The following is a 26650-nucleotide window of genomic DNA, read 5'->3' on the forward strand; positions in this document are numbered from 1 at the left end:
ACACGATATGAAACCTGATTTCTCTCCCGCTTCGCAGGGAGAAATCACACGCATTTTGAAGTTAGATTGGTATATATTTAAATTGTAGTAATATCTGGGAATAAAATATGACAGAGCGTAATTATTTATCGAGTCAAGCACTGACCGATAATGTTGAAGTGATTGGCTGTATTCCTCGTGATGATGGGCGTTATTCCACTTGGTTAAAGTCTACTATATTTCATCCTCAAGGAGGGGGACAACCTAGTGATATAGGCTGGCTTAATGAAGTAGAGGTAGTTCACGTGACTGTGGAAGACGGTGACATCGTCCATTTAACTACAGAACCTGTAGCTCTAGGAAATGCTTTTGCTCGTATTGATATTGAACGACGCCAATTATATTCGCGGCTGCATTCTGCCGGGCATCTTATTGGACATGTCGTTGAAGGTATGATGTGGCACCCAATTAAAGCTCATCATTGGCCGGGTGAAGGGAGAATAGTATTTAAGCCGAGTGTGAATGCTCAAAGTGTGTCGAAAGAGCATATTCAAACGATATGTGAAAATTATATTAAACAGGATCTACCGTGCAAAGTAGTTCAACGAGATGATGGATTTAGAGAAGTGAGTTTCGGTCATTTTACGCCCTACCTTTGTGGTGGTACCCATGTGACATCTCTAGGAGAATTAGGAAATATTAAAGTGCAGGAGATTAAAATAAAGAAGGACAATCTAATAGTAAATTATGATGTAGTCTAACAATTTAATATGTTTTTTATAAAAATCATCAGTAAATAAAAGAAAAAGACATTATGATTATAGAAGTTGATTGCCTTGATGCCGCGTGTTTAAAAAAACTTGCAGAGAAAGAAAGTTTAGTTATACGTGTAAAACAATTTGTGCCTAATTTGTTAGCTGAACAGTTAGGGGAAAAAATATTAGGGCATGGATTTGATAGATATTTAAATGCACCGAGCATAGGGCGAATCGGAATGGCATTTTATGAAGCTGAGAATAAACCACAGCGTGTAGAAGATTATTTTGAAAGTGTATTCCAGAACATTAATGACTTACGACAACGTTGTTCACCTTATTATTCGCCAATAGATAAACTGAGATGCATTTTAGATGAGTTTTGGCCTGCTGGAGCCCAAATTGAAACACTGTATGGCAAGAAAATGTATGTGGGATTGTCGAGGGTAGTTATACCAGGGGTCACTTTTCTTGCACACCATGATATTTTTGCTAAAGATGCTCCTGATAGCTTTAGAGCTAAGAGTCTTCAAGCCCAGTTTGCAGCTAATGTTTATCTTTCTATGCCCAGAGAAGGCGGAGCCTTACAAATTTGGAAAGATGAACTTTCTCCAGAAGAATTTGATGCTATGCGTGGTGATAGTTATGGGATTGAGCCTTCTTTGCTTGGTGAACCAGCACTAGAGATTCGACCAGATGTGGGTGATCTTTTGATCTTTAACTCTCGGTGTATGCATTCTGTGACTGCTGGCGTCGATGATCTACGTTTGAGCCTGTCTTGTTTTATAGGCTATCGTGGAACAGAAAATCCATTGTCATTCTGGAGTTGATATGCTGTCTAACTATTGGGGAGAATTTTTAGGACTGGCTGTGATTCATTTCCTGGCAGTAGTCGCGCCAGGTCCAGATTTTGCGGTAACTATACGGCAGAGTATAAGATTTGGATGTTGGGCAGGTATATGTACGGCAGTAGGTATCGGAGCAGGAATATCAATACATGTTATCTATACACTGGTGGGAGTTAGTGCATTAATGCATGCCACTCCGTGGTTGTTAGAAGTAGCAAAACTCGTTGGTGCAATTTATATCACGTGGCTTGGTATCAAATTTATTAGGACTAAGCCTGCTAATTTGGATACCTTAGAAGGTAAAGAAATTATTTTGACCTCACAGAGTAGATGGAAAGCATTTCTGATGGGGTTTATGACTAATGCCCTTAATCCTAAGGCAACATTGTTCTTTTTGGCTGTTTTCACAACCGTAGTGAGTAGTAATACACCTACTCTGATACAGGTTTTCTATGGTGTATGGATGTGTGTAGTCAATGCTGTATGGTTTGTGTTGGTTAGTATCATTTTCTCGAATGTATTGATTCGTAATAAATTCATACAGAAAGGCTATTGGTTTGAACGAATCATGGGCGTTGTGTTGATTGGGTTCGCTGTTCGATTGTTATCTATGTCTCTATGATGTTTCCACTGTACACTGTAGATAATTAGTCATGTACCAATCTAACTTCAAGATGAGTGTGATTTCATAGAGTGTTGTAAATTGCAACTTAAAGTTTAATGTGTATAAACATTATCAATGTCAATTGTCATAGATAACTGATTAATGACCACTAAAAAACCCTGCCTTGGCAGGGTTTTTTAATTTAATGCATCAGCAATTATCGGCGATCACCCAAAATACGCAACAACATTAAGAACAGGTTAATGAAGTCCAGATACAGAGTCAGCGCACCAGTAATTGAATACCTACGCAGGTTTTCTTTATCGTTAACATCCAATTGTTCACCCATTTCTTTCAGTTTTTGGGTATCGTATGCCGTCAAACCAGCAAAAATCACAACACCGATATAAGTGATTGCCCACATCAATGCCGGGCTTTTCAGCCAGATGTTTATCAAAGAAGCCAGAACGATGCCGATTAGCCCCATAAACAGGAAGCTACCCAAGCCACTCAGACTACGCTTAGTGGTATAACCATAAACGCTCAAGGCACCAAACATCCCCGCTGAAACAACAAATGTGCTGGCAATAGAGCTACTGGTATACACCACAAAGATACTGGAAAGTGCCAAACCCGTTAGCATGGAGTACAGCATAAACAGCCCTGTCGCCAGTGCTCCACTCATTTTATGCACCAAACCAGACAGCACAAAGACTAACGCAAGCTGTGCAATGATTAGGCCATAGAAAACAATAGAACTACTGAAAATGGCGTATAAAATTTCAGGGGTATTTGCCACATACCATGCAACAAATGCAGTTAATAACAAGCCACAAGTCATCCAACCGTAGACTTGTGCCATGTATGTTTGTATACCAGAACCCGCTTTCTGGACAATCGAATCATTAGAACGTTGATATCGATCCATGATGATTACCTTTTCATGACAATGTTTAAGGATTAAGAATGTTTAAAAATAAACAATCTATTCAAAAGTTATACATTAGCATAGAACATTAATAAAACCATCCGCCAATTAATGGCAATTTCAGTGACATATTGTTTATTTGTCCAGTTTTCGAGATAGTCCGCAAAACGATCTACCGAACACTGTTTTGCCAACGATTTGCCGCATTCTGGTCACTTTGCCTTGCTTCTACCCAGCGTTCGCCCTCGACAAGCGATTCCTTTTTCCAAAATGGGGCCTGAGTTTTCAGATAATCCATGATGAATTCAGCCGCCATAAAAGCTACATTGCGGTGAGAGCTGGTAACACCAACAAATACAATCTCATCCCCTGGGTACAATTCGCCAATGCGATGAATAATGCAGGCTCGTTGCAAAGGCCAACGTTGGCGGGCTTCATCAACAATTTTCTGCAACATTTTTTCTGTCATGCCAGCATAATGCTCCAATGTCAGGGAATTAACATTATCTCCCAAGTTATGGTTGCGAACTTTGCCGGTAAAAGTCACAACAGCACCATCTTCATCACATTGTGAGAGCCATTGATATTCTTCCCCAACACTGAATGTCTCCTGCTGGACACTGATCCGTGTATTTTCCATTTTTATCCCCCCGTAACAGGCGGGAAAAAAGCCACTTCATCACCGTCCTTCAAAGCATATTCAGCATGGACAAAAGATTGATTTACGGCAGACAACACCTTACCTTCTTCCAGTGCCAGCGCCCATCGTTCCCCTTTTTCAGTCAGTGCGTGACGAAGATGCGCTACAGTTAAGTAATCATTAGGTAGCTCAAGTGAATCCGTTCCCAACAATTCGCGGACTTGAGCAAAAAACAGTACCTTTATCATGACTCCACCTTAAAATTGCCTGATTTACCACCACTTTTTTCCAACAAACGCACAGGCCCAATGACCATATCTTTTTGTACTGCTTTACACATGTCATAAATGGTCAAAGCGGCCACAGATGCCGCCGTCAAAGCCTCCATTTCTACACCTGTTTTCCCCGCCAGGCGACAACAGGATTCGATTCTAACCCGACTATGTTCCGTTTGTGCTTCCAGCCGGACTTCCACTTTACTCAGCAGCAGCGGATGGCAAAGCGGGATCAATTCCCACGTCCGTTTCGCTGCCTGAATACCTGCAATACGGGCGGTCGCAAAGACATCCCCTTTGTGGTGATCACCTGTGATAATCATGGCCAAGGTTTCAGCCTGCATTTCAACAAAGGCTTCTGCCCGTGCTTCACGCACTGTTTCGGCTTTGGCAGAAATATCCACCATATGAGCTTCACCCGAAGTATTGATATGGGTTAATTGAGACATTCTTTGCTCCTGAAAATAAATCTTGCAACCAAGCTAGCCGCCAATAAAAGAAAGGTTCGGGGTGATCCCGCTATCCCCTTGATGTAAAAAATGAGTCTCGCGCTTATGGCGCAATCCACCTTGAATACGCAATTTCAGGGCACCCAGTGATGCATCATCAGACAATAAATCACGCAATGGAATGCCTTGCTCACCAAACAAACATAAATGGAGATTGCCAATTGCAGATACCCTCAGACGATTGCAGCTTTGGCAAAAGTTTTTTTCATACGGCATGATAAGGCCAATTTCTCCCTGATAATCGGGATGACGAAAAACCTGAGCCGGTCCATCACTACGCGCACGTTGCTGTTGTTGCCATCCCTGTTGTAACAGTTGATGACGGATCACTTCCCCAGAAAGATGATGTCGATGAAAAATGTCACTGCCTTCTCCCGTTTCCATCAGTTCAATAAAACGCAACTGGATAGGACGACGTTTAATCCAATCAAGAAAAGCAGGCAGGTGAGTATCATTCACATTCTTCATCAACACGACATTAACTTTCACTACGTTGAATCCCGCCTCAAAAGCTGCCTCAATACCACGCATAATCTGGAAAAATTTATCTTGTCCGGTAATGGCGTAAAATTGGCGGGGATCCAAACTATCAACACTCACATTAATCGCGGTCAGGCCAGCTGATTTCCATTGGGAGACATCCCGTTCCATGCGGTAACCATTAGTTGTAACAGCAATTTTTTTAATTTGCGGATTTTCATGAACCGCTGCGATGATGTCGCAAAAATCACGGCGCATGGTGGGTTCTCCCCCTGTCAGGCGGATTTTTTCTGTGCCAAGTTCAGCAAATACCCGGCTAATACGACGAATTTCTGGCAGGGAAAGAAATGATTTATGGCCATGAGACTGATATCCATCAGGCAGGCAATAGGTGCAACGGAAGTTACACACATCAGTAATAGACAATCTCAAATAATAGAACTTGCGTGAGAATACATCTACGAGTTGTTCCACAATAACACCTTCCAAATACGGGAGATGCCGGCATTTCTACCTGGCATCCTGGTGACTCAGGAGTCACGGCCAAAGCATCATATCAATCTGGTACAACGACTTAGACACAGAGGCTAGGAGTTAATATCAGTTAAATTTTATATGAACCTAAAATAAAAAGCTAATCCTCGATGTTATATATATCTTATTATACAAAGAGTTAACTAATCACCATACATCAGCTCTCTACGATGTTTCCAGGCAATCATTCGCAATGATCGCATAAAACCACATCAATTTCTGACAGCATCATATTTTGTGATAAATTACATGCGTTTTATTAAAGCCCCTACATTTAGTCAGTAACAGGAATCCTATGCGAAATCGCACATTAGCTGATTTAGATCGCGTTGTCGCCCTTGGCGGCGGCCATGGACTTGGACGTGTTATGTCTTCCCTTTCTTCCCTTGGCGCACGCCTGACAGGCATTGTCACGACAACGGACAATGGGGGTTCAACCGGCAGAATACGACGTTCAGAAGGTGGAATTGCGTGGGGAGATATGCGCAATTGTCTCAATCAGTTAATCACGGAACCTACCATTGCTTCTGCCATGTTTGAATATCGGTTTAGTGGCAACGGCGAATTATCTGGCCACAATTTAGGCAACCTGATGTTGAAAGCCCTGGATCATTTAAGTGTCCGTCCTCTTGAGGCGATTAACTTGCTCCGCAATCTGCTGAAAGTCAATGCACAATTGATTCCGATGTCAGAGCAGTCGGTTGATTTGATGGCTGTCGATGATCAAGGCAATACTGTGTATGGTGAAGTGAATATCGATCAACTGAATTGCGTTCCACAGGAACTATTGCTTTACCCTCATGTCAATGCCACTAAAGAAGCACTGGATGCCATTGAACAAGCAGATTTGATTTTGATCGGCCCTGGCAGCTTCTTCACCAGCCTGATGCCGTTGTTGCTATTGGAAGATTTAACCCAATCCTTACGGCGCAGTAATGCAAACATGATTTATATCGGTAACTTAGGAAAAGAACTCAGCCACGCTGCTGCCAATTTATCATTAAAAGATAAACTGGCAATCATGGAAAATAAGATTGGCCGCAGGATGATTAATGCGCTTATTGTCGGCCCACGTACTGATATCAGCCCTTTCAGTGACCGCGTTGTGACACAACAGGTTTTAGAAGCGCAGGATGTGCCTTACCGTCACGACCGTGAATTATTGCGCCAGGCAATTGAGCATACTCTGCAAAAATTGGGTTAGCATTTCAGTCCACTGACAAACTCTATTTAAAATAATGGAGTTTGTCTTCTTTATGATAGCAGCCATAAACCCTCCCCCAAAGACCTGTTAATCGGTCTGAAAAAGACCAATTAACCAGTCACGATGGCCCACATAAATTTTCAGGAATTAGTAATAAATTGCGTCCGCAATGCCTGAACCTGGTCACGAATATTGGCTGCTTGTTCAAATTCGAGATCCCGTGCATGTTGGTACATTTTCTCTTCCAGTTCACGGATTTTTCTCTCCAGCTCTTTCGCTGACAGGTTGCGGTAATCATCTGTACCTAAAGTAACTTTATTTTTTCCTTTAGCCTTCCCTTTACCATTAACCGGCTGGCCAATTTTCAGGATGTCACCAATTTTTTTCTTTAAACCTTGCGGTACGATGCCGTGTTCTTGGTTAAATGCCTGCTGTTTGGCTCGACGGCGTTCTGTTTCTTCAATAGCTCTTGCCATCGAATCCGTTATTTTGTCGCCATATAAAATGGCCTTACCATGCAGGTGACGTGCTGCACGGCCGATGGTTTGGATTAGGGAACGTTCCGAACGAAGGAAACCCTCTTTATCCGCGTCCAAAATTGCCACCAGGGAAACTTCCGGCATATCCAGGCCTTCGCGCAGCAAGTTGATGCCAACCAAAACATCAAATTCACCGAGACGAAGATCACGAATAATTTCCACCCGTTCTACAGTATCAATGTCAGAATGGAGATAACGCACTCGCTCACCATGCTCTTCCAAATATTCAGTCAGATCTTCCGCCATCCGTTTGGTTAAGGTGGTGACCAACACGCGCTCATTGTTTGCCACACGGATACGGATTTCAGACAGAAGATCATCTACTTGGGTTGCCACTGGGCGAACTTCAACTTCAGGGTCAATGAGTCCCGTTGGACGCACAACTTGTTCAACAACTTCATGACCGGATTTTTCCAATTCATAATTGCCGGGAGTGGCTGAAATATAAATGGTCTGTGGTGCCAGCGCCTCAAACTCTTCAAACCGCAATGGACGGTTATCCAACGCTGACGGCAAACGGAAGCCATATTCCACCAATGTTTCCTTGCGGGAGCGATCCCCTCGGTACATCCCGCCAATCTGTGGGATAGTAACGTGGGATTCATCCACCACCAGCAAGCCATCCGCCGGCAGGTAGTCAAACAGCGTTGGAGGGGGTTCACCGGCAGAGCGGCCGGACAGATAACGGGAGTAGTTTTCAATACCAGAGCAGTAACCCAATTCATTCATCATTTCGAGATCAAATTGGGTTCGCTGGGTAACACGCTGTTCTTCCAATAATTTGTCTGACACCAATAGGATCTTGCGCCGTTGTTCCAACTCAAGTTTGATCTCCTCCATCGCCTGGAGGAGACGTTCACGTGGCGTAACATAGTGGGTTTTGGGATAGATGGTATAACGCGGCACATGGTACTCGACCTGCCCTGTCAGCGGATCAAACAGGGAAAGGCGTTCGACTTCATCATCAAACAATTCTACACGCAAAGCGCGTTCGTCCGACTCTGCGGGAAAAATATCAATGACTTCACCACGTACCCGAAATGTTCCGCGCTGGAATGCCTGATCATTGCGGGTATATTGCAGTTCGGCTAAACGACGCAAGATAGCGCGCTGGTCAATTAACATACCTTCGGTTAAATGCAGCATCATTTTCAAATAGCTATCAGGATCACCTAAACCGTAAATCGCGGAGACAGAAGCCACCACCACAACATCACGGCGTTCCAACAAGGCTTTCGTTGCGGACAGGCGCATCTGTTCGATATGTTCATTCACTGAAGCATCTTTTTCGATAAAGGTATCAGAACTGGGCACATAGGCTTCTGGTTGGTAATAATCGTAATAGGAAACGAAATATTCCACTGCATTCTCAGGGAAAAACGCTTTCATTTCGCTATAAAGCTGAGCTGCCAATGTCTTATTGGGGGCAAGGATCATAGTGGGTCGATTTAAGTTTGCGATAACATTGGCAATGGTGAAAGTTTTACCCGAGCCGGTTACCCCCAGAAGTGTTTGATGGGCTAGTCCATCTTCCAGCCCTTCCTGTAACTGTCTGATAGCCGATGGCTGATCGCCTGCCGGCTTAAAATCAGAATATAACTTAAATACCTTATTTGTTTCTTTGCTCATTTTCCCCACGCCATCCATACATCGACAAAATTCTTTTTATCATACTGGATAAAAAACCAGCTTCAAGTCAGTTTGGCAAAATAATGTTATTGCCCGGATGTTATTAATCTTATGGTATTAACTTTTGTTTAACATCAAGGATGACTATTTTTATCCCCAGATAATGATCTGGCTTTTTCCTATTTTTGTATTAACAACTGAAATGATAAAGCACTGAATAGCAAAGAGATGCAAAAAGGAATTGATTTTATTTAACATATTGATTTTGATTATAAAAAAATACAAGTAGAGAATAACAGCAAATCTGGCGCAAGCCGCGTATGGCCTTGCATGAGGATACTTTTCTAAAACTAATACACAAGGTTATCCACAGGAATAGTGGATAACTCAGCAAAAGCTATTAGGTATGGGCAGTTGCAGAGTTATCCCCACTTATAAATTTTTTCAATAGTGGAATATTTTTATACTGCTTTGAGATTGATTCACGCGATTTCTTGATCAAAAATAGCTCAATGGTTGTCGAAATAAAATATCCTCTGCCTGAGAACAATGACTAAAGAACGACAGTCAGCATTGACTTTAACTAACCCACAGTAAACAATTAGTTAACCAAAGAATCAATAGTAATATATTTTCCTATGTGATTTTTATCACATGATTCACTCAGATGAGGAATAACGCCCAATAAAGGTGCGGGGATCATGTGCTCCAATGTCTCCAGATAAGCAGCCTGACGTTTACCGGCAGGCTCAATTTCATTGGCAACCCAGCCTGCCAGTTTTAACCCCGCATACTGAATAGCCTTTGCGGTTAATGCCGCATGGTTGATACAGCCCAATTTGACACCAACTGTCAAAATTACCGGTAAGTTCTCCTGAATCACCCAATCAGCAAACGTCGTATTTTCCGATAATGGCGTATACCATCCTCCCGCGCCCTCAATCAAAACCCAGTCAGATTTTTTTGCCAAAACGGCCAAGCCTGCTGATAAAACGGAAAAATCGATTGGCTGGTTAAGTTCCGCACTGATAATGTGCGGCGATGTCGGTTCCACAAATACCAGTGGATTCACTTCCTGGTAAGTCAATGGCACCGTACTATTACGTTGCAAGGCCAGTGCATCACCATTGCGAATTCCTTCAATCGTCATTTCACTGCCAGATGCCACAGGTTTATAACCGGCAGTCAAATATCCCTTCTTATTAGCGGCTTGAAGTAAAGCACAACTCACCACTGTTTTACCTACTTCGGTATCGGTTCCTGTAAGAAAATATTTATTTGTCACAATAAATGACTCCAAAAGCAATTTGATAGCTTAATGGGTAATCCCCATTGTTCCGTGGATATGCTTCAGCAAGCGCTGTTAGACGTTTTTTTGTCATTAATCCCTGCTGGCGGCCATAATGCAGATGTGTTGCACCGATCCCTTTTAGAGAATTCAGTAAGGGCAACAGTTGTGGATAGTGCTGGTAATATTGCCGGTTAATGACTTTATGTCGGTAGGGTTGACATGCCTGGGTAATTGCTCGCAATGGCAGAAAATGATTAATATGTCGATAATCATCCACTCGCGCCCAAGCAGTGGCCAATTCATTCAGTGAACCCTGTGCAAGCGTGGAAAATACGATCAATCCACCAGGACGAGTCACACGATAAAATTCGCGCAAGGCGCTTGGCAAATCATTGCACCATTGCACCGCCAGATTGCTGAAACAGAGGTCTACGCTGTTATCCGCTAACCCCAAATGTTCGATATCCCCTTGCAAATAATAATCAGCAACTTGTTGTTCCTTTGCATGGCTCAACATACCGGAAGCCAAATCCAGGGCGATCACTTGTTTCCCCAACTGTTTCCAACGAGCACTAAAAAAACCGGTTCCACACCCCGCATCCAGTACTCGTCCACCAATCTTTTCCGCTTGTGCCAATCCCAGCAAATATTCACCGGTTTGCTGTTGCAATTTAGCCACAGTGTCATATTTGGCAGCCGCGCGTCCAAAAGCACCGGCAATCGCTTGCTTATCAACGGATTTAACAACCAGATCCATGCAATGCCTCCAGTAATGCATCAATGTCGTGCCGTGTATGGTTGGCTGTCAATGTAATACGCAATCGTGCACTGTCAGGGGGAACCGTGGGGGGAAGTATTGCTTTAACCCACACTTTTTTTTGCTTAAGCGCATGAGACAGTGCGGTACAACGTTCATTATCACCCACAATTAATGGCTGGATGGCCGTTTCTGAATTCATCAATGCAAAAGGCAGATGCTGTGCTTCGCGGCGAAAGTAACGAATGTTGTTTCGCAACCGCTGACGCAACTCATCCCCAGCCTTGATTTGCCGTATGGCTTCGGAAAGTGCCACTGCCTGCGCGGGAGGCATTGAGGTACTGTAAATCAGATGCCGGGCATATTGGAGCAAGTATTCCGCAGTTTGTTCATCACATAAAACGGCGGCGCCACTCAATCCAAATGCTTTGCCAAAGGTGACGATTAGAATCTCTGGTTTAACATTTTGCATCCAACAACTGCCACGTCCTTCATCTCCGTGAATGCCGATACCGTGGGCATCATCCACCATCAGCCAACTCGCCGTAGATTTCGCTTGCTGCGCAATAGCGTCAAGCGGTGCATAATCGCCATCCATGCTAAAAACACCTTCCGTGACTACCAGCGTCTTACCAAGACATGCTTTTGCCATATGTTGCTGCAAAGATCCCATATCATTGTGCAGAAAGCGCCGCAGTTGGGCGGGCGAGTGCATTGCTGCTTCGAGCAACGACGCATGGCTTAATCGATCGGCAATAATGCGATCTTCCCTTGCCATCAACGCCGCAATCACCCCTTGATTAGCGGCATAGCCGGAAATAAAAAGCAAAGCACGAGAGTATCCCAACCACTCAGCCAATTGTTGCTCCAGAGTATGATGTGCAGCAGTGTAGCCCGTAACATGCCCTGAACCGCCACTGCCTACACCATATTGCTGGGCACCCTGTTGCCAGGCAGCAATAATCTTGGGATGTTGGCTCAGCCCAAGATAATCGTTACTGGAAAAATTAAGATATTGGCCGTCCGACGTAGATAATAAACGTCCATCAGATCCGTGATGGACTTGCCTGTTACGCCACAGCGGAGTGCCCCGACGTTCGGCCAAACGTCGGGAGAAAAAGTCTGACCAGCTCATCATATTGCCGCATTATAGAATTGTTCGTTATCAGCATTATGAAAGATGGCTTCTGTCAAATTTTGCTGCTGTTGATTGTCACCAAATGCCGTCTTTGTCTGTTGAGGATTGATACCCAAACGGCGGAACAGTTGCAGATCTTTATCTTCATCCGGGTTTGGTGTTGTCAGCAACTTACAGCCGTAGAAAATGGAGTTAGCCCCCGCCATAAAGCACATAGCCTGAGTTTGTTCATTCATCTGTTCACGTCCAGCGGATAAACGGACGTGAGATTTTGGCATCATGATCCGTGCTACCGCAATGGTACGAATAAAATCAAAAGGATCGACATCTTCATTGTTTTCCAGTGGTGTCCCTTTTACTTTTACCAGCATATTGATTGGTACACTTTCCGGTGGCTTAGGCAGGTTTGCTAATTGCACCAATAATGCTGCCCGATCGCGAATTTGCTCTCCCAACCCAACGATACCGCCAGAGCAAACTTTAATGCCCGCATTGCGGACATTATCCAACGTGTCCAGCCTGTCCTGATAACTTCGAGTAGTGATGATATTGCCGTAAAATTCTGGCGAGGTGTCTAAGTTATGGTTGTAATAGTCCAGACCTGCCTCTGCCAAACGCTGTGCCTGAGAATGGTTCAGCATACCCAACGTCATGCAGGTTTCCATTCCCAATGCCTTGACTTCCTTGACCATTTTCTCCAAATACGGCATGTCACGTTCATGGGGGTTTTTCCAGGCCGCCCCCATGCAAAAACGGGTTGAGCCCGCATTTTTCGCTTTATGCGCTGATTCAATGACTTTTTCCACTTCCATCAACCGCTCTTTTTCCAGGCCCGTTTTGTAACGGGAGCTTTGCGGACAATATTTACAGTCTTCTGGGCAAGCGCCCGTCTTGATCGAAAGCAGAGTGCTGACCTGTACTTGTTGTGGGTCAAAATGTTCGCGGTGTACCTGTTGTGCCTGAAATAATAATTCAAAAAAAGGTTTATCAAACAACGCCTGTGTTTGTTTGATAGTCCATTGTTGACGCTCGCTCACAATAACATCTCCGATGTAAAAAATGTTGTCAGTTTAAATAGCTTCGCTATCATGTCAACCAAAATGAACTAAAAAAGGTTTACATTAAAGTTATTATGACTCCTTCAGATCTTGAATTTGACCAGCGCCATATTTGGCATCCATATACCTCAATGACAAATCCACTTCCCACCTATCCGGTCGTATCAGCCACAGGTGTAGAATTGGTTTTATCAGACGGTCGCACATTGATTGATGGTATGTCTTCATGGTGGGCGGCTATCCATGGTTATAATCATCCTGCTCTCAATGAAGCCGCAAAATCACAAATTGATAAGATGTCCCATGTTATGTTTGGTGGCATAACCCACCCTCCTGCAGTTGCACTGTGCAGGCAATTGGTGGCGATGACGCCGGATGCTTTGGAGTGTGTTTTTTTGGCGGATTCAGGCTCTGTCGCCGTCGAAGTCGCCCTAAAAATGGCATTGCAATATTGGCAGGCCAAAGGGAAAAAACGCCATCGTTTCCTGACCCTGCGTCATGGTTATCATGGCGACACTTTCGGGGCTATGTCTGTCTGCGATCCAGACAACTCCATGCATAATCTGTACAAAGGCTATCTCCCCAATCATCTGTTTGCCGATGCTCCGCAATGCCAGTTTGGTGATGAATGGCAAGCAGAAGATATCGCTTCTTTGAAACAATTATTGCTGCAATATCATGATGAAGTAGCCGCTGTGGTTTTAGAACCTATTGTTCAGGGGGCTGGCGGGATGCGAATTTATCATCCTGAATATCTGCGTCAGGTTCGTCAGCTTTGTGATGAATATCAGATCTTGTTAATTGCAGATGAGATTGCTACCGGATTTGGGCGAACTGGCAAGTTATTCGCCTGTGAACATGCGCAGATTGAGCCAGATATATTGTGCTTAGGCAAGGCATTGACGGGGGGATATATGACATTGTCCGCAACACTGACTACCCGCCATATTGCTGAAACTATCAGTCAAGGTGAAGCGGGCTGTTTTATGCATGGCCCAACTTTTATGGGTAATCCTCTGGCTTGCGCCGTCGCCAGTACCAGCCTGAAATTGCTCGCTGACAGCCCATGGCAACAACGTATTCAATCAATTGAAACTCAATTAAAAGCAGAACTATTTCCCCTCAAATCACATAGTTTAGTCAAAGATGTTCGGGTGTTAGGCGCGATAGGTGTGGTTGAAATGAAACAGCCCGTAAATGTCGCTTCATTACAACGCCATTTTGTCCAACATGGGGTATGGATCAGGCCATTTGGCCGGTTAATTTACCTGATGCCGCCTTATATTATTCAAACAGAACAGCTAACAAAGCTGACAAAGGCCATTGCGGGTACAATAAATTAAATAAAAATATATCCGGTCATATAAACAGGTTTTCATAATACTGAAAGTATCAGATGTTGGCGTTCCTTACCCCGCGCGGTGCGCGGGGTAAGGAATACTCCTATCATTTTGAAAGCTATTTATACGCATTAAACTTCAAGTCGCAATTTACAACACGATATGAAACCTAATTTATTTCCGCTTAGCAGAAATAAATCAAAAACATTTTGAAGTTAGATTGGTATATCTCATTATATGACTGAAATAAATAAACCTGATTATTATATCCATAATAAAAAAACATATTAAATGCATTTCCAAACGTCAATCACTGATAAATATTAATGACAAAAACAGAGGTTATTTCGTCACCTAGAAATAAGTTATTTGGTATATTCATGACGTAACCACACTCATTTAAACAAAGAGGAAAATATCATGAATACAGAAAATTTGATCACCCCTTCCAATGAAGAAATGCAGGATGTATTTAAACTATCTAAAAACAGATATGAGCAAGAAATTTCACATTATGAAATTCTGGTAAAAGAAAAACCTGAATTAGCTCCTTTATTTGCAGAAACAGTTAAACCAGATACATTAACCAGCCCTGTCTTGCAACAAACAGAATTTATCAGTGGGCATTTTAACATTAATACATATTATCAATATGGTAATTATCCTTTTATCCAGGTATCATCTAACTCGGCTATTATTGGGCATCAGCCAAATATAGGTAAAAAAACCAATTTCAATGGCTATATTCAGGGAGGAAATAATATACCACTACTGAATTTTAATAATATTCATCTTGGTGGCGTTGTAAAATACCCTTACTCCATTATCAACGCGCCATTAAATATTCAACTTTATATTTACCCAAGAAATATTATATTACGTCTTTTAAAAGGAAATGTTTATTTGGGCGATTTATATTCTGTACAACAGAATCACATATTAATTACATACCCTATTGTGTTATCTGGTATCGGCTCTTTTAATCTAATCCAACAATAAATTGCATTAATTTTTTATCTTAAGTAGCAAAGGCGTATTCTCCAGTCACATAGCTTGCTATGTGACTGGAAGCCCTAGGCTACAATGCTAATACCGTCACCCACATCGGGCCTTTGCCAACCGGATAACGCGCCAGTTGCGTTAATTCCCCCGAATATTTGTCAATACGTGATACAGAAATATGATCTGATTTCTGCCCTGATGCAATCAGGAAACGACCACTGTGATCGATGGCAAAACCACGAGGTTGGGTTTCTGTCGGATAATGACCAACTAATGTCAGGTGATAACCATCTTCTGAAACGCGAAAATGGCTGATCAGGCTTTCTGAACGTTCACTGGTATAAAGATGTCGGCCATCCGGTGTGATATGAATATCTGCCGACCACCGAACGTTGGAAAAATCTGTCGGCAGCGAATCAACTGATTGCACGATACGGTATTTTTCCCATTGACGCAGAACATCAACGGTTGAATCCAACTCATTAATGCAGTAAATAGCCTGTTTTTCCGGATGGAATGCCATATGACGTGGGCCTGCACCTACTGCTGTCGTTATTTCATCTGTCCGGCTTTCTGTCAGATAGCCCTGCTCATCTAAATTGAAAATACGAATGTGATCTTCTTTCAGACAGGGAACCAGCAGTTGACAATTTTCCCGATCAATATTGGCAGAGTGTGGCGCTTGCAAGCCTTCTACAATTTGATGTGGTGCTGTAACGATCCCATTTTGATCAATAGGATGAACGCTTAAGTTATTAAAGCTGTAAGATGCAGAAAATAAAAAACGCCCTGCTCTGTCAATAGATATATGCGTTGGGCTACCTGGCAATGGTGCAATAGCCTGCTGTTCAAGACGTCCATCTGCCCCAATTGCATAGGTGACGATACTAAATTGCGGACGAATTCCTACATATAAGTGTTTACCATCAGGGTTGACAACCATTGGCTGTACTTCACCGGGCACATTTACGGTCTGGAGAAGCACAAGTTCCCCTGCTACATTCAGCGACCACACGTGAATTTGTTGGCTATTTGGGCTGGCTGTATAAACCACCTGTTTCATGTTCTCTCCTTAATACTTCATTACCATTTCATTGATCTGTAACGATTCTTGAAAGATTTTGCCTGCTAAACTATCCATATACCAATCCAACGTCCAATTGCAGTTTGCAAGTCAATATGATTGTTTATATTTTCCCCCGCTACGCGAGGAGATATAAGACGCATCTTGAAAGGCAATTGGTATATGACGGTTTAACTATATTCAACTAACGTATAATATTTTGTTTATATCATGGACAACTTAGAGGACAACTCATGTCGTATCGCGTTATTGCGCTGGATCTCGATGGAACACTGCTCGATCCACAAAAACGTATCCTCCCCGAATCACTGACAGCCCTAAATGAAGCCCGCCAATCAGGTATCAAAGTTTTGATTGTCACTGGACGCCATCATGTCGCCATCCACCCTTTCTATCAAGCGTTACAACTCAATACGCCTGCGATCTGCTGCAATGGGACTTATTCCTATGATTATCATGCAAAGAAAGTATTGGCCTCTAATCCACTCTCTGCCCAAGAAGCTTCCCAAGCACTTTCCTATCTGCAAGGCACGGAAATTCAGCATTTGATGTATGTTGATGATGCCATTTTATATCAATTTCCTCACACTGTAGTCCGAACCCTTGCATGGTCAGATTCTCTGCCTGAACATCAACGCCCTAATATCCAGCAAACAGAGAGTTTTCAAGATGCAATCCACACGGTGAATGCTATTTGGAAGCTCGCTACCAGCTCATCCGATTTAGTGAAACTGCGTGAGATAAGTGAACAAATTGAAGAAAATGTTGGCCTTGAGTGTGAATGGTCATGGTTTGATCAGGTAGATATCGCCAAGAAAGGCAATAGCAAAGGGATGCGATTACAACAATGGGTGGAATCGCAAGGCATGAGTATGAACGATGTGATTGCTTTCGGTGATAATTATAACGATCTCAGTATGCTGGAGAATGTTGGGTTGGGTGTCGCGATGGGTAATGGCGTTGAGGCCGTCAAAGAACGGGCAGATATTGTGACACGGGATAATACTCAACCTGGCATTGCTGAAATTCTGAGAAAATACGTACTGTAATTTAATCCAACGGGAGCAAATCAGTCCACTGCTCTGCTCCCTCTATAATGTTCCAGATAGTTATAAGTGACGATTCAACGAAACACTTTTTATCTGTGCATACAACCATTGCCCTGCCCGCAAATTAAGCTCTTCCCGCGCCCACGGCGTAATTCTTGCCCACAGGCTATGTTCACTCACTGCTAATTTGACATCAACCTGGCCATTATCTTCAAAAAACTCAATGACTTTGACTTGTAAGGTGTTACGGATGCTGCTGGATTTTGGTGGCTCCAAGACTAAAGAAACATCGGATGCATCAATACGGATACGCAGATCCGTTCCTGGAGAAACATTAACTTGTGGCAACCAAAGAAGTTTGTCAGACACCGCGACGGCGGTCATTTGATAACGTTGATGATGTTCCATAACAGAAACGTTTAGTATGCTGCCCAAACTCTCTTTTTGCAGCCATGGACGCAATGCACTGCTCGACCAGACCTCTTCCAAGGTTCCTGTTGCCCTGATTTTTCCGTTGTCCATAACAATAACATTCTCTGCCAAACGTAAAATTTCATCCAAACTGTGACTGACATAAAGGATCGGGATTTTGACGTTTTTGGACAACTTTTCAAGATAAGGTAATAACTCGCGTTTACGCGGTAAATCTAATGATGCCAGTGGCTCATCCATAAGCAGGATTTCAGGGGCAGTCAATAATGCACGGCCAATCGCTACTCTCTGTCTTTCTCCACCAGATAACGTGATGGGGAAACGAGACAGCAAATGTTCAATTCCCAACAAGCCAATGATGCTGTCAAACTGGGGTTTCATCTCTGGTGCCATGCCGTACTGTAAGTTTCCCTTCACGCGATAATGCGGGAAAAGTCGCGCGTCCTGAAAGACATAACCAATTCGACGCTTCTCTGGTGGCACAAAGATATTTTGTTCTGTATCCACTAAAGTAGTGCCGTTTAAAACAATGCGGCCTTTTTGTGGATGGCTCAATCCCGCAATCACATTGATCAATGAAGTTTTTCCTGCTCCCGAAAGACCAAATACAGCGGTAATGCTTTCTGTTGGCAAAGTGGTATTCACTTGCATGTGAAGCTCACCCAAGCGCTGTTCAAAATCCAACTCTAACATGCTGCCCCCAAACGTTTTCTGCCCCAACGTGTCAGCCACTCAGAGAGCATCAATGAAATCAGAGCCAATATAATGGCGATAACACACAAACGGGCAGCGGCAGTTTCAGCACCTGGCGTTTCTATCAAAGTATACATGGCAAGAGGAATGGTTCGGGTTTCCCCCGGAATATTGGAAACAAAGGTGATAGTGGCACCAAATTCACCCAACGAGCGGGCAAACGCCAATACCGCGCCAACGATGATACCGGGTAATGATAATGGCAAGATAAGGGTGAAAAAGACTTTAAGCGAACCTGCCCCCAAAGTACGGGCAGCCTGTTCCAGGCGCCGATCAATACTCTCCAATGACAACCGAATAGCCCTGACCATCAGTGGAAAAGCCACCACAGCCGAAGCTAATGCCGCCCCTGTCCAATTAAACGCAAAGCTGATACCAAGACAGTCATAAAGGAATTCACCAATAACTCCGTGCCGCCCCATACTGATAAGCAACAAATATCCGACTACGACTGGCGGTAATACCAGCGGTAGGTGAATAATGCTGTCAAGCAGGGATTTACCAACAAACTGGCAACGAGCCAGCATCCATGCCATTAAGATCCCAAATGGCAAACTGAATAGCACAGCAATCGCTGAGATTTTTAAGCTCAGTAAAATTGCTTGCCATTCATATTCACTTAACATCTCCAAAAGATCCGTTCCTACAGTGGACTAAAGCCGTAGCGTTTAAAAATAACAGCGGCTTCAGGGGTTTTAAGGTAATCATAAAAATCGCGAACTGCCTGTTTTTCATGACCTTTGACTATCGCCATCGGATATCCCACCGATTTATGGCTTTCAGGTGGGAAAACCCCCACAACTTTCACCTTATTGCTGGCAACAGCATCAGAACCATAAACAATGCCCAGCGGGGCTTCGGCTCGTTCCACCAGCGCCATACCACTACGCACATTGTTAGTGCGTGCCATCAATGGATGAACCGTATCCCATGCATTCAAATATTGCAGTGATTCTTTAGCATAAATACCAACGGGTACATGATCAGGATCGCCAACCGCTAACCGCCCTCCCGCCAGCAAAGACTTCCATTTGGTTTCTTGGTTGATCTCAACTTGATTCAAATGACTCTCTTTCGGCGCAATCAGGACGAGCTGGTTACCCAACAAGGTATGACGAGTATTTTCGGCAATTGATTGTTTGTCAGTCGCGTAATTCATCCACTGCTGATCGGCAGAAATAAAAATATCCGCCGGAGCTCCCTGAGCTATCTGACGTGCCAGCGTCGATGATGAAGCATAAGAGGCTACAATATCGCCCCGTTTCTCTTTTTTATACTGTGCTGTAATATCATCCAATGCATTCGTTAATGAAGCGGCTGCAAAAACCGTCACCTTATCTGCTGCCCAAACGTTTCCAGCAAGCGCAAAAGAAATTACAGCCCCTGTCAGCAACTGATAAACTTTATTTTTCATTTTATACTCACTTACGCTAATCAATATAGTGCGTTGTGTATAACAAGATACAACGTTAAATGAAAACGCTATTCTAAGATTAATCGGCAAGTTTTGAGCCAGTTTTAGCTTTTATATTGATCTCAATGCAAAAAATTACCTATGAAGGGAAGGTTGGAATTGATGATTACCCGGATAACCGGGTAATAGAAATCATAAGGAGAAAGGCTACCGACTGGTATTTTCTGTTTTGGAGATAAGATTGAATAATCCCCCAAGCCCATAAATCAGCACCAAAATAGCAGCCATCACCACGGGGACCATGATCAGCGCAAATCCCATACTTTTAAGCAATTCAAACATGCTAACCTCATATCCTGAGTGACTAACAAATTAACTGTATCATCTCTGAACCTGACATAACACAGACGTTAATTGGGTTATTCTAGACAATAAAACAGTAACAGTAACCGACGAAACGTGCGATTCTTATGGTTTTGTTGTAAGAACTCTCAAATAGTTATCCTAAATAAATCACTATGCAAGCCCAAATATTGTTAACACTAAAATTGCAACAACGCCTGTTCTCTGATCCCCAATGAATTGCGTTGCCTACGCATATTAAAATAACGGGTTCTATCAGCCAAGGCGCAAACAGCCTAGTATCAGCGATAAAATTGAAACATCGATTACAAAAATATTACGCCTCAATGAATAACAAACAGCTACACATTGACATTGAACATTATTCCGCTTATTTCTGATGATCCTTTAATTGATGTTGCTTAAAAAGGAAGAAGAATGTCTGAATTGCAAATAACGCAAGGTAGTTTCCGTTTAAGTGACACCCGTACCCTACGGCTACCGTCACTGAAAATTATTTCTGGGGAAAGTTGGGCTTTTGTTGGCGCAAATGGCAGTGGAAAATCTTCACTGGCGCGTGCACTGTCGGACGAATTAATTCAACTGGCAGGTGACCGTCATTGTTCGTTTCGCACACCAATACGTCTATCTTTCGAACAATTACAAAAACTGATTGATGAAGAGTGGCAACGCAACAATACAGATTTACTCAGTGAAGGAGAAGAAGATACTGGACGTACTGCCGCAGACATCATCCAGCTTCACCATAAAGACAATGAATTGTGTCTTGAACTAAGCAAATATTTTGGTATCAAGGATCTGCTCTCACGACGATTCAAATACCTTTCAACAGGGGAAGTTCGTAAGGTTTTGCTATGTCAGGCATTAATGGTAAACCCGGATCTGCTTATCCTTGACGAACCTTTTGATGGACTAGACAGTTATGCCCGCAATCAACTTACCCAATTATTAAGTTCTCTGGCGGAAAAAGGCATTACTTTAGTTTTAATCTTAACCCGATTCCATGAAATTCCTGATTTTGTCGAACAAATCGGTGTACTGGCAGATTGCCACCTGACGCTGGCTGGAAAGAAAGAACGCATTTTGGCAGAATCTCTCGTGGCACAGTTAGCACACAGCGAAGGGCTGAAAAATATTCGTCTTCCCGAAGCAGATGAATACCGAATTGATGGGCAACTTCCCGCTGATCAACCGTTGGTGTCAATGCGTGATGTTATTGTCCAATACAATGATAAACCCATTTTGCACAGCTTAAGCTGGCAAGTTAACCCTAATGAACACTGGCAAATCATCGGTGAAAATGGCGCGGGTAAATCGACACTTCTTAGCCTGATTACAGGCGATCACCCGCAAGGTTACAGCAATGAGTTAATATTATTTGGCCGTCAACGGGGAAGTGGTGAAACGATTTGGGATATCAAACGTCACATTGGTTATGTCAGTAACAGTGTTCATCTGGAGTATCGTGTCAGTACCGGCGTTCGGAATGTTATCCTGTCAGGTTTCTTCGATTCAATAGGACTCTATCAGGCCGTTTCAGATCGACAGCAACAGTTAGCAGATGAATGGCTGGGTTTATTGGGATTATCTGGAGCAACAGCAAATAGCCCATTTCATAGTTTGTCATGGGGACAACAGCGGCTGGTTTTGATTGCCCGCGCTCTGGTGAAACATCCCGCTTTATTGATCCTGGATGAACCCTTGCAAGGGCTTGATCCTCTAAACCGCCAGTTAGTCCTGCGCTTCATTGACATCATGATTGCTCATGGTGATACACAGCTTCTGTTTGTTTCCCATCATCAAGAAGATGCGCCACAGTGCATTACCCATCGTCTGCGATTTATTCCTGACGGTGATATTTATCGGTATGAAACTGAAAATATTTGCTTAGAATCACTGTAATCTTCTTTTTTGTTCAACGCATGACGATGATCCCTCTCTTGATGGAGAGGGGTTTCTACTACCGTGCAATTTAATCACTCTTTAATAAAATCAAGTCATATTTTTTTGATATTTCTTATTATTATTTTTGAATTTTTTAACCATTACTATAGAATCACCGTTTATTTTTAGATTATTTCATTGGTTTTTTCAAAGATATTAGGGAATTATATGGCTTGGGCATTACTTGCCATTGCATTGGCTCTTTTAGAGAGTCGTCAGAAAATTGCTTTTTTCGTCGTACTCTTCGCTATCATTGCTGGGATCAACACTAACATACTTACCTATCCTGCTATAATCACGCTGATAGTGATCACTCTTTTAGGTATGGCATATCGTTATTGCCAAAAAAACAGCGAAAAACATTTTGTCCCCAAAATCGTTATAGAACTGTTATTGCTCATTGGTGGTATTTTATTGTTTGTACATTACATTCCAGGATTTCATAATCTCAAGTATCTGGATAAAGTGCAGGCAGGCCCGCTCAGCGCACCTTTTTCAATGTATTTCAACTTTGACAAGGCACTGCTACCATTTATCCTGATATTCTGTATGCCTACTTTGTTCATCCGAAAACCGTTGGCTAATGCACCTGCTCATGGATGGGCATTATTGATCGCAGCTATTCCGGCATTATTATGGCTTGCAACCGTACTAGGCGGATTGTCCGTTGAACTCCATCTACCTAATTGGTTCCCGGCCTTTGTTATTGCTAATCTTTTCTTTGTCTCTTTGGCTGAAGAAGCGCTGTTTCGTGGCTATATTCAGCAGAAGCTCAGTCAATGGATGAATCCTTACTTAGCCCTTGTCATTACCTCCCTGCTGTTTGGCGCTGCCCATTTTGCTGGCGGGGGTTTACTGATGATTTTTGCTACGCTGGCAGGGTTAATTTATGGCCTGACCTGGCTGTGGAGTGGGCGTTTATGGGTGGCTGTTGCTTTCCATTTTTCACTCAACTTAATGCATCTGCTATTTTTCACCTACCCAATAAAATCAGTAGTCATGCACTAAACTGAATTCCATTTGATCTGAATTGTCTCTCTCTATTCGGAGACAGTTCAGATCATAAACTCTCCGTTATTTCCCTTCCTCCCAGATATATGATCGCTGTAATTATCACCAATTATGATTTAAAACAGAAGATACGAGACTATTGTTTGCCGTTTTGGCCTGTCGCGCCATATAATGCCCGCAGCGATCTTTTCATTTTGTATTAAAAAGTACTGATAGGAGTTTAAGCTATGGCTGTAACTAAACTGGTTCTTGTAAGGCACGGAGAAAGTGAGTGGAACAAAGAGAACCGTTTTACTGGCTGGACTGATGTTGAATTGTCCGACAAAGGCCGCTCTGAAGCACAACAAGCTGGTCAACTACTGAAAGAAGAAGGTTTTATTTTTGATTTCGCCTACACTTCCGTTCTAAAACGTGCTATTCACACTTTGTGGAATATTCTGGATCAGGTTGATCAGCAATGGCTGCCAGTTGAAAAAAGCTGGAAACTGAATGAACGCCACTACGGTGCATTACAAGGCCTGGATAAAGCAGAAACCGCAGCCAAATACGGTGATGATCAAGTTAAATTGTGGCGTCGCGGCTTTGCTATCACGCCTCCTGATTTGACCAAAGATGATGAACGCTACCCAGGCCATGATCCTCGTTACGCCAGCCTGAAACCAGAAGAACTCCCAGTCACTGAAAGCCTTGCTACGACTATTGAACGTGTTATTCCTTATTGGGAAGAAGTGATCAAGCCACGCGTAGAAAAAGGAGAAAAAGTCATTATCGCCGCTCACGGTAACTCCCTGCGTGCATTGGTGAAGTATCTGGATAATATGAGTGAAGAAGAAATTCTTGAATTGAATATTCCAACCGCTGTACCACTGGTTTATGAGTTTGATGAGAACATGAAACCTATCAAACACTACTATCTGGGCAATGCTGATGAAATCGCAGCAAAGGCAGCAGCAGTTGCAAATCAGGGTAAAGCGAAGTAATCCTCAACTCGCGTAAAAATAACGTTAAAAGCCGGATTGATGTCCGGCTTTTTATGGCATTTTTGCGATAAATTAGCTTCTGCGACTCTGGACAGCCTGAGATAACTGACGCAATAACGTTTCGGTATCTTCCCAACCAATACAACCGTCAGTCACACTTTGACCATAAACCAAAGGCTTGTCACTCTCCAGGCTTTGGTTTCCTTCCACCAAATGACTTTCAACCATAACACCAATGATCGCGTTTTCGCCCCCTGCAATCTGACCGCAGACATCAACACCGACGTCCATTTGTCTTTTGAACTGCTTCGCGCTATTTGCATGGCTAAAATCAACCATTACGCGGGGAGCCAAGCCTGCTTTTTTTAACCCTTCTTTAACGGCACCGACATGTTCTGCACTGTAATTAGGCTCTTTGCCACCACGCAGAATAATGTGGCAATCTTGGTTACCTATTGTATTAACAATCGCGGAGTGACCCCATTTCGTGACAGACAAGAAACAGTGCGATGAACTTGCTGAATTAATCGCATCAATAGCGACTTTAATTGTGCCATCTGTACCATTTTTGAAACCAACCGGACACGACAACCCTGAAGCCAACTCGCGATGAATTTGAGACTCCGTTGTACGTGCCCCTATCGCACCCCAGCTCATGAGATCGGCTAGGTACTGAGGTGTAATCATATCCAGGAATTCACCTGCTGCAGGTAATCCTATGTTATTAATATCGAGCAATAACTTACGGGCAGTACGTAATCCGCCATTGATATCAAAACTGCAATCCATGCCTGGATCGTTAATCAATCCTTTCCAGCCAATAGTCGTGCGGGGCTTTTCAAAGTACACGCGCATGATAATTTCCAAATCGGCTTTCAATTCTTCACGTAATTTATTCAAGCGTTCTGCATATTCTAACGCCGCTTGTGGATCATGAATTGAACATGGACCAATCACTACCAATAGACGATCATCTTCACCAATTAAAATATTATGAATAGATTCACGTGCCTTACGAACAGTAATAATACTCTCTTCTGTGGCTGGAAATTTTTCGAGTAATGCAACTGGTGGCAATAATTCTGTTATTTTTCTTATTCTTATATCGTCGTTCTGGTAATTCATTATCCTTTCACCTAATACGTTTACAGTTATTTAAAATAATTTTGTGATCTCAATCTAACTGTTAGGCGTTGTTCTGTAAATAATCTTTGTGAGTAAAAATAGAATACTTTTTTATGGAAAATACCATTGAGAGTAAAAATGATGTTAATTCAAATAAATAGATGAATAAGAAGAGAATGTCTTGCAGAAAAAGAGCAAATAACAGGCCATAGAACGTTAATTATCTATGGCCGATGATTGCTTTTAATTTACATTTTCTTTGGGTTGTTATCCGCTGGTTTCGCTGCCTTGATCCACAGACGAGTACCATTCAATGCAATACCTGTCAAAATAATATATTGCAGTGACATCGCCAACACGCCTTGACAGTAATAAATCACGACACTAATAACGTCGATGATGACCCAAATCAGCCAATTTTCTACATGTTTACGCGTCATCAGTATCATTGCCACGATGGATAATATTGTCATCACTGAATCCCAGAATGGAAAAGAATCAGGTTGTAAATCAGGCATGATGATATTAAAACCCATTCCCTGTAGGGTGAGCACCACCACTTTTGCCATATAACCAAATATTTGATCGATATTGAATGTCATGATCAATATGGCAAATATGGAAACCGCGGCAATAACAACCATCTGTTTAAGGTTGAGCCACCGAATTTTAAGCTCTATTTGTTTTTGCTCATTAACTCGGCTCCATGCATACCACCCATAGATATTAGCCGCGAAGAAAAAGATTTGCAGAATGAGGCTGGCGTAGAGTTGAATTTGAAAGAAGATAACAGCGAATAGTGAGACATTAATTAATCCAAACAGGTAATTAATGATTTTCTCCTGACTAGCGAGCCAAATACATAACAGCCCTGCTATCGTACCAATCGCTTCAATATATGAAAGGTTATAGCCGCCCGTTCCTAGTGGAATATGCACGAATATGTTATCAATGTTGAAAAAATCCATACTTTTTTATCCTTAAC

Annotated in this window: 27 protein-coding genes and 1 riboswitch; of the genes, 10 read left to right on the plus strand and 17 right to left on the minus strand. The window is 42.8% G+C overall.

The genetic code is table 11. The annotated features are described in order from the left end of the window. Positions 1–107 precede the first annotated feature (107 nt). Genes WDV74_RS11010 through WDV74_RS11020 form a run of 3 tightly spaced genes read left to right on the plus strand, consistent with a single transcriptional unit; the run spans position 108 to position 2204 of the window. The gene (locus tag WDV74_RS11010) at positions 108–740 is read left to right on the plus strand and encodes an alanyl-tRNA editing protein (RefSeq protein ID WP_338882830.1); all 633 of its coding nucleotides are present in this window, start codon (positions 108–110) and stop codon (positions 738–740) included. Between the two features lie 53 nt (positions 741–793). Continuing rightward, positions 794–1564 carry a 2OG-Fe(II) oxygenase gene (locus WDV74_RS11015; RefSeq protein ID WP_338882832.1) on the plus strand — a complete coding sequence of 257 codons (771 nt, stop codon included), beginning with the start codon at positions 794–796 and terminating at the stop codon, positions 1562–1564. A gap of 1 nt (position 1565) precedes the next feature. Beyond that, positions 1566–2204 (plus strand): LysE family translocator, encoded by a 639-nt coding sequence (locus tag WDV74_RS11020; protein ID WP_338882834.1) that lies wholly within the window; start codon positions 1566–1568, stop codon positions 2202–2204. A gap of 199 nt (positions 2205–2403) precedes the next feature. On the opposite strand, the gene WDV74_RS11025 is transcribed toward WDV74_RS11020, so the two are convergent. From WDV74_RS11025 to moaA, 5 genes are all read right to left on the minus strand, one after another. Further along, complete coding sequence (locus tag WDV74_RS11025) at positions 2404–3114, minus strand: Bax inhibitor-1/YccA family protein (protein WP_338882835.1); 711 nt, start codon at positions 3112–3114, stop codon at positions 2404–2406. 172 nt (positions 3115–3286) lie between these two features. Then, positions 3287–3754: a molybdopterin synthase catalytic subunit MoaE gene (gene moaE, locus WDV74_RS11030; protein ID WP_338882836.1), complete on the minus strand. Its 468-nt coding sequence runs from the start codon at positions 3752–3754 to the stop codon at positions 3287–3289. A gap of 2 nt (positions 3755–3756) precedes the next feature. After that, the gene (gene moaD, locus WDV74_RS11035; protein ID WP_338882837.1) at positions 3757–4002 is read right to left on the minus strand and encodes a molybdopterin synthase sulfur carrier subunit; all 246 of its coding nucleotides are present in this window, start codon (positions 4000–4002) and stop codon (positions 3757–3759) included. Then, on the minus strand, positions 3999–4478 hold the full coding sequence (gene moaC / locus WDV74_RS11040) for a cyclic pyranopterin monophosphate synthase MoaC (RefSeq protein ID WP_338882839.1): 480 nt from the start codon (positions 4476–4478) through the stop codon (positions 3999–4001). Before moaC ends, moaD begins: the two co-directional genes overlap by 4 nt. Before the next feature lie 33 nt (positions 4479–4511). Continuing rightward, positions 4512–5495, minus strand: coding sequence for a GTP 3',8-cyclase MoaA (gene moaA, locus WDV74_RS11045; protein ID WP_338885589.1), 984 nt, complete (start codon positions 5493–5495; stop codon positions 4512–4514). Beyond that, a riboswitch (molybdenum cofactor riboswitch) is annotated at positions 5482–5624 on the minus strand. (Overlaps the previous gene by 14 nt.) A 223-nt stretch (positions 5625–5847) precedes the next feature. On the opposite strand from moaA, the gene yvcK reads away from it, so the two are divergent. Next, the gene (yvcK, locus tag WDV74_RS11050; RefSeq protein WP_338803215.1) at positions 5848–6756 is read left to right on the plus strand and encodes a uridine diphosphate-N-acetylglucosamine-binding protein YvcK; all 909 of its coding nucleotides are present in this window, start codon (positions 5848–5850) and stop codon (positions 6754–6756) included. 140 nt (positions 6757–6896) lie between these two features. On the opposite strand, the gene uvrB is transcribed toward yvcK, so the two are convergent. From uvrB to bioB, 5 genes are all read right to left on the minus strand, one after another. Further along, positions 6897–8924, minus strand: coding sequence for an excinuclease ABC subunit UvrB (gene uvrB / locus WDV74_RS11055; RefSeq protein WP_338882840.1), 2028 nt, complete (start codon positions 8922–8924; stop codon positions 6897–6899). Between the two features lie 601 nt (positions 8925–9525). Beyond that, positions 9526–10209, minus strand: coding sequence for a dethiobiotin synthase (bioD, locus tag WDV74_RS11060; protein ID WP_338882841.1), 684 nt, complete (start codon positions 10207–10209; stop codon positions 9526–9528). Further along, positions 10199–10972, minus strand: a complete 774-nt coding sequence (gene bioC, locus WDV74_RS11065) for a malonyl-ACP O-methyltransferase BioC (protein WP_338882842.1) — start codon at positions 10970–10972, stop codon at positions 10199–10201. The genes bioD and bioC overlap by 11 nt, the downstream gene beginning before the upstream one ends. Further along, complete coding sequence (gene bioF / locus WDV74_RS11070; RefSeq protein ID WP_338885590.1) at positions 10956–12107, minus strand: 8-amino-7-oxononanoate synthase; 1152 nt, start codon at positions 12105–12107, stop codon at positions 10956–10958. The genes bioC and bioF overlap by 17 nt, the downstream gene beginning before the upstream one ends. Then, on the minus strand, positions 12107–13147 hold the full coding sequence (gene bioB, locus WDV74_RS11075; RefSeq protein WP_338882843.1) for a biotin synthase BioB: 1041 nt from the start codon (positions 13145–13147) through the stop codon (positions 12107–12109). Before bioB ends, bioF begins: the two co-directional genes overlap by 1 nt. Positions 13148–13242: 95 nt before the next feature. On the opposite strand from bioB, the gene bioA reads away from it, so the two are divergent. Both bioA and WDV74_RS11085 read left to right on the plus strand, forming a co-directional pair. Next, on the plus strand, positions 13243–14511 hold the full coding sequence (gene bioA / locus WDV74_RS11080) for an adenosylmethionine--8-amino-7-oxononanoate transaminase (protein ID WP_338882844.1): 1269 nt from the start codon (positions 13243–13245) through the stop codon (positions 14509–14511). 417 nt (positions 14512–14928) lie between these two features. Next, positions 14929–15507: a hypothetical protein gene (locus tag WDV74_RS11085; protein ID WP_338882846.1), complete on the plus strand. Its 579-nt coding sequence runs from the start codon at positions 14929–14931 to the stop codon at positions 15505–15507. 79 nt (positions 15508–15586) lie between these two features. Here WDV74_RS11085 and pgl read toward each other — a convergent pair whose 3' ends face one another. Beyond that, complete coding sequence (gene pgl / locus WDV74_RS11090; protein ID WP_338882848.1) at positions 15587–16573, minus strand: 6-phosphogluconolactonase; 987 nt, start codon at positions 16571–16573, stop codon at positions 15587–15589. A 254-nt stretch (positions 16574–16827) separates the two neighbouring features. On the opposite strand from pgl, the gene WDV74_RS11095 reads away from it, so the two are divergent. Beyond that, positions 16828–17643, plus strand: a complete 816-nt coding sequence (locus WDV74_RS11095) for a pyridoxal phosphatase (RefSeq protein ID WP_338882850.1) — start codon at positions 16828–16830, stop codon at positions 17641–17643. 60 nt (positions 17644–17703) lie between these two features. Here WDV74_RS11095 and modC read toward each other — a convergent pair whose 3' ends face one another. The 4 genes from modC to WDV74_RS11115 all read right to left on the minus strand — a co-directional run bounded on the left by modC (position 17704) and on the right by WDV74_RS11115 (position 20584). Next, positions 17704–18768 (minus strand): molybdenum ABC transporter ATP-binding protein ModC, encoded by a 1065-nt coding sequence (gene modC, locus WDV74_RS11100; RefSeq protein ID WP_338882852.1) that lies wholly within the window; start codon positions 18766–18768, stop codon positions 17704–17706. After that, positions 18762–19454: a molybdate ABC transporter permease subunit gene (gene modB, locus WDV74_RS11105; RefSeq protein ID WP_338882854.1), complete on the minus strand. Its 693-nt coding sequence runs from the start codon at positions 19452–19454 to the stop codon at positions 18762–18764. The genes modC and modB overlap by 7 nt, the downstream gene beginning before the upstream one ends. Positions 19455–19471: 17 nt before the next feature. Further along, positions 19472–20242, minus strand: a complete 771-nt coding sequence (gene modA, locus WDV74_RS11110; protein ID WP_338882855.1) for a molybdate ABC transporter substrate-binding protein — start codon at positions 20240–20242, stop codon at positions 19472–19474. Positions 20243–20449: 207 nt separating this feature from the next. Beyond that, positions 20450–20584 (minus strand): AcrZ family multidrug efflux pump-associated protein, encoded by a 135-nt coding sequence (locus tag WDV74_RS11115; RefSeq protein ID WP_338882856.1) that lies wholly within the window; start codon positions 20582–20584, stop codon positions 20450–20452. Between the two features lie 438 nt (positions 20585–21022). On the opposite strand from WDV74_RS11115, the gene modF reads away from it, so the two are divergent. From modF to gpmA, 3 genes are all read left to right on the plus strand, one after another. Next, a complete protein-coding gene (gene modF / locus WDV74_RS11120; protein ID WP_338882857.1) occupies positions 21023–22507 on the plus strand; it encodes a molybdate ABC transporter ATP-binding protein ModF in 1485 nt (494 codons plus the stop codon). Between the two features lie 210 nt (positions 22508–22717). Beyond that, entirely contained in the window at positions 22718–23557 is an 840-nt protein-coding gene (locus WDV74_RS11125) for a CPBP family intramembrane glutamic endopeptidase (protein ID WP_338882859.1), read from the plus strand. A gap of 230 nt (positions 23558–23787) precedes the next feature. Continuing rightward, complete coding sequence (gene gpmA / locus WDV74_RS11130) at positions 23788–24540, plus strand: 2,3-diphosphoglycerate-dependent phosphoglycerate mutase (protein WP_338882860.1); 753 nt, start codon at positions 23788–23790, stop codon at positions 24538–24540. A 72-nt stretch (positions 24541–24612) separates the two neighbouring features. Here gpmA and aroG read toward each other — a convergent pair whose 3' ends face one another. Beyond that, positions 24613–25665 (minus strand): 3-deoxy-7-phosphoheptulonate synthase AroG, encoded by a 1053-nt coding sequence (aroG, locus tag WDV74_RS11135; protein WP_338882861.1) that lies wholly within the window; start codon positions 25663–25665, stop codon positions 24613–24615. Between the two features lie 248 nt (positions 25666–25913). Continuing rightward, a complete protein-coding gene (pnuC, locus tag WDV74_RS11140) occupies positions 25914–26633 on the minus strand; it encodes a nicotinamide riboside transporter PnuC (RefSeq protein ID WP_338882862.1) in 720 nt (239 codons plus the stop codon). Positions 26634–26650 lie beyond the last annotated feature (17 nt).

This window comes from Xenorhabdus sp. TH1 (assembly GCF_037260955.1).
In the GTDB taxonomy this organism is placed as follows: Bacteria; Pseudomonadota; Gammaproteobacteria; order Enterobacterales; family Enterobacteriaceae; genus Xenorhabdus; species Xenorhabdus griffiniae.

Excerpts from the sequence above, each read along its gene's own strand:
- WDV74_RS11010 (WP_338882830.1), top strand. The coding sequence starts at position 108 with ATGACAGAGCGTAATTATTTATCGAGTCAAGCACTGACCGATAATGTT.
- WDV74_RS11015 (WP_338882832.1), top strand. The coding sequence starts at position 794 with ATGATTATAGAAGTTGATTGCCTTGATGCCGCGTGTTTAAAAAAACTT.
- WDV74_RS11020 (WP_338882834.1), top strand. The coding sequence starts at position 1,566 with ATGCTGTCTAACTATTGGGGAGAATTTTTAGGACTGGCTGTGATTCAT.
- WDV74_RS11025 (WP_338882835.1), bottom strand. The coding sequence starts at position 3,114 with ATGGATCGATATCAACGTTCTAATGATTCGATTGTCCAGAAAGCGGGT.
- moaE (WP_338882836.1), bottom strand. The coding sequence starts at position 3,754 with ATGGAAAATACACGGATCAGTGTCCAGCAGGAGACATTCAGTGTTGGG.
- moaD (WP_338882837.1), bottom strand. The coding sequence starts at position 4,002 with ATGATAAAGGTACTGTTTTTTGCTCAAGTCCGCGAATTGTTGGGAACG.
- moaC (WP_338882839.1), bottom strand. The coding sequence starts at position 4,478 with ATGTCTCAATTAACCCATATCAATACTTCGGGTGAAGCTCATATGGTG.
- yvcK (WP_338803215.1), top strand. The coding sequence starts at position 5,848 with ATGCGAAATCGCACATTAGCTGATTTAGATCGCGTTGTCGCCCTTGGC.
- uvrB (WP_338882840.1), bottom strand. The coding sequence starts at position 8,924 with ATGAGCAAAGAAACAAATAAGGTATTTAAGTTATATTCTGATTTTAAG.
- bioC (WP_338882842.1), bottom strand. The coding sequence starts at position 10,972 with ATGGATCTGGTTGTTAAATCCGTTGATAAGCAAGCGATTGCCGGTGCT.
- bioF (WP_338885590.1), bottom strand. The coding sequence starts at position 12,107 with ATGAGCTGGTCAGACTTTTTCTCCCGACGTTTGGCCGAACGTCGGGGC.
- bioA (WP_338882844.1), top strand. The coding sequence starts at position 13,243 with ATGACTCCTTCAGATCTTGAATTTGACCAGCGCCATATTTGGCATCCA.
- WDV74_RS11085 (WP_338882846.1), top strand. The coding sequence starts at position 14,929 with ATGAATACAGAAAATTTGATCACCCCTTCCAATGAAGAAATGCAGGAT.
- pgl (WP_338882848.1), bottom strand. The coding sequence starts at position 16,573 with ATGAAACAGGTGGTTTATACAGCCAGCCCAAATAGCCAACAAATTCAC.
- WDV74_RS11095 (WP_338882850.1), top strand. The coding sequence starts at position 16,828 with ATGTCGTATCGCGTTATTGCGCTGGATCTCGATGGAACACTGCTCGAT.
- modC (WP_338882852.1), bottom strand. The coding sequence starts at position 18,768 with ATGTTAGAGTTGGATTTTGAACAGCGCTTGGGTGAGCTTCACATGCAA.
- modB (WP_338882854.1), bottom strand. The coding sequence starts at position 19,454 with ATGTTAAGTGAATATGAATGGCAAGCAATTTTACTGAGCTTAAAAATC.
- modA (WP_338882855.1), bottom strand. The coding sequence starts at position 20,242 with ATGAAAAATAAAGTTTATCAGTTGCTGACAGGGGCTGTAATTTCTTTT.
- WDV74_RS11115 (WP_338882856.1), bottom strand. The coding sequence starts at position 20,584 with ATGTTTGAATTGCTTAAAAGTATGGGATTTGCGCTGATCATGGTCCCC.
- modF (WP_338882857.1), top strand. The coding sequence starts at position 21,023 with ATGTCTGAATTGCAAATAACGCAAGGTAGTTTCCGTTTAAGTGACACC.
- WDV74_RS11125 (WP_338882859.1), top strand. The coding sequence starts at position 22,718 with ATGGCTTGGGCATTACTTGCCATTGCATTGGCTCTTTTAGAGAGTCGT.
- gpmA (WP_338882860.1), top strand. The coding sequence starts at position 23,788 with ATGGCTGTAACTAAACTGGTTCTTGTAAGGCACGGAGAAAGTGAGTGG.
- aroG (WP_338882861.1), bottom strand. The coding sequence starts at position 25,665 with ATGAATTACCAGAACGACGATATAAGAATAAGAAAAATAACAGAATTA.
- pnuC (WP_338882862.1), bottom strand. The coding sequence starts at position 26,633 with ATGGATTTTTTCAACATTGATAACATATTCGTGCATATTCCACTAGGA.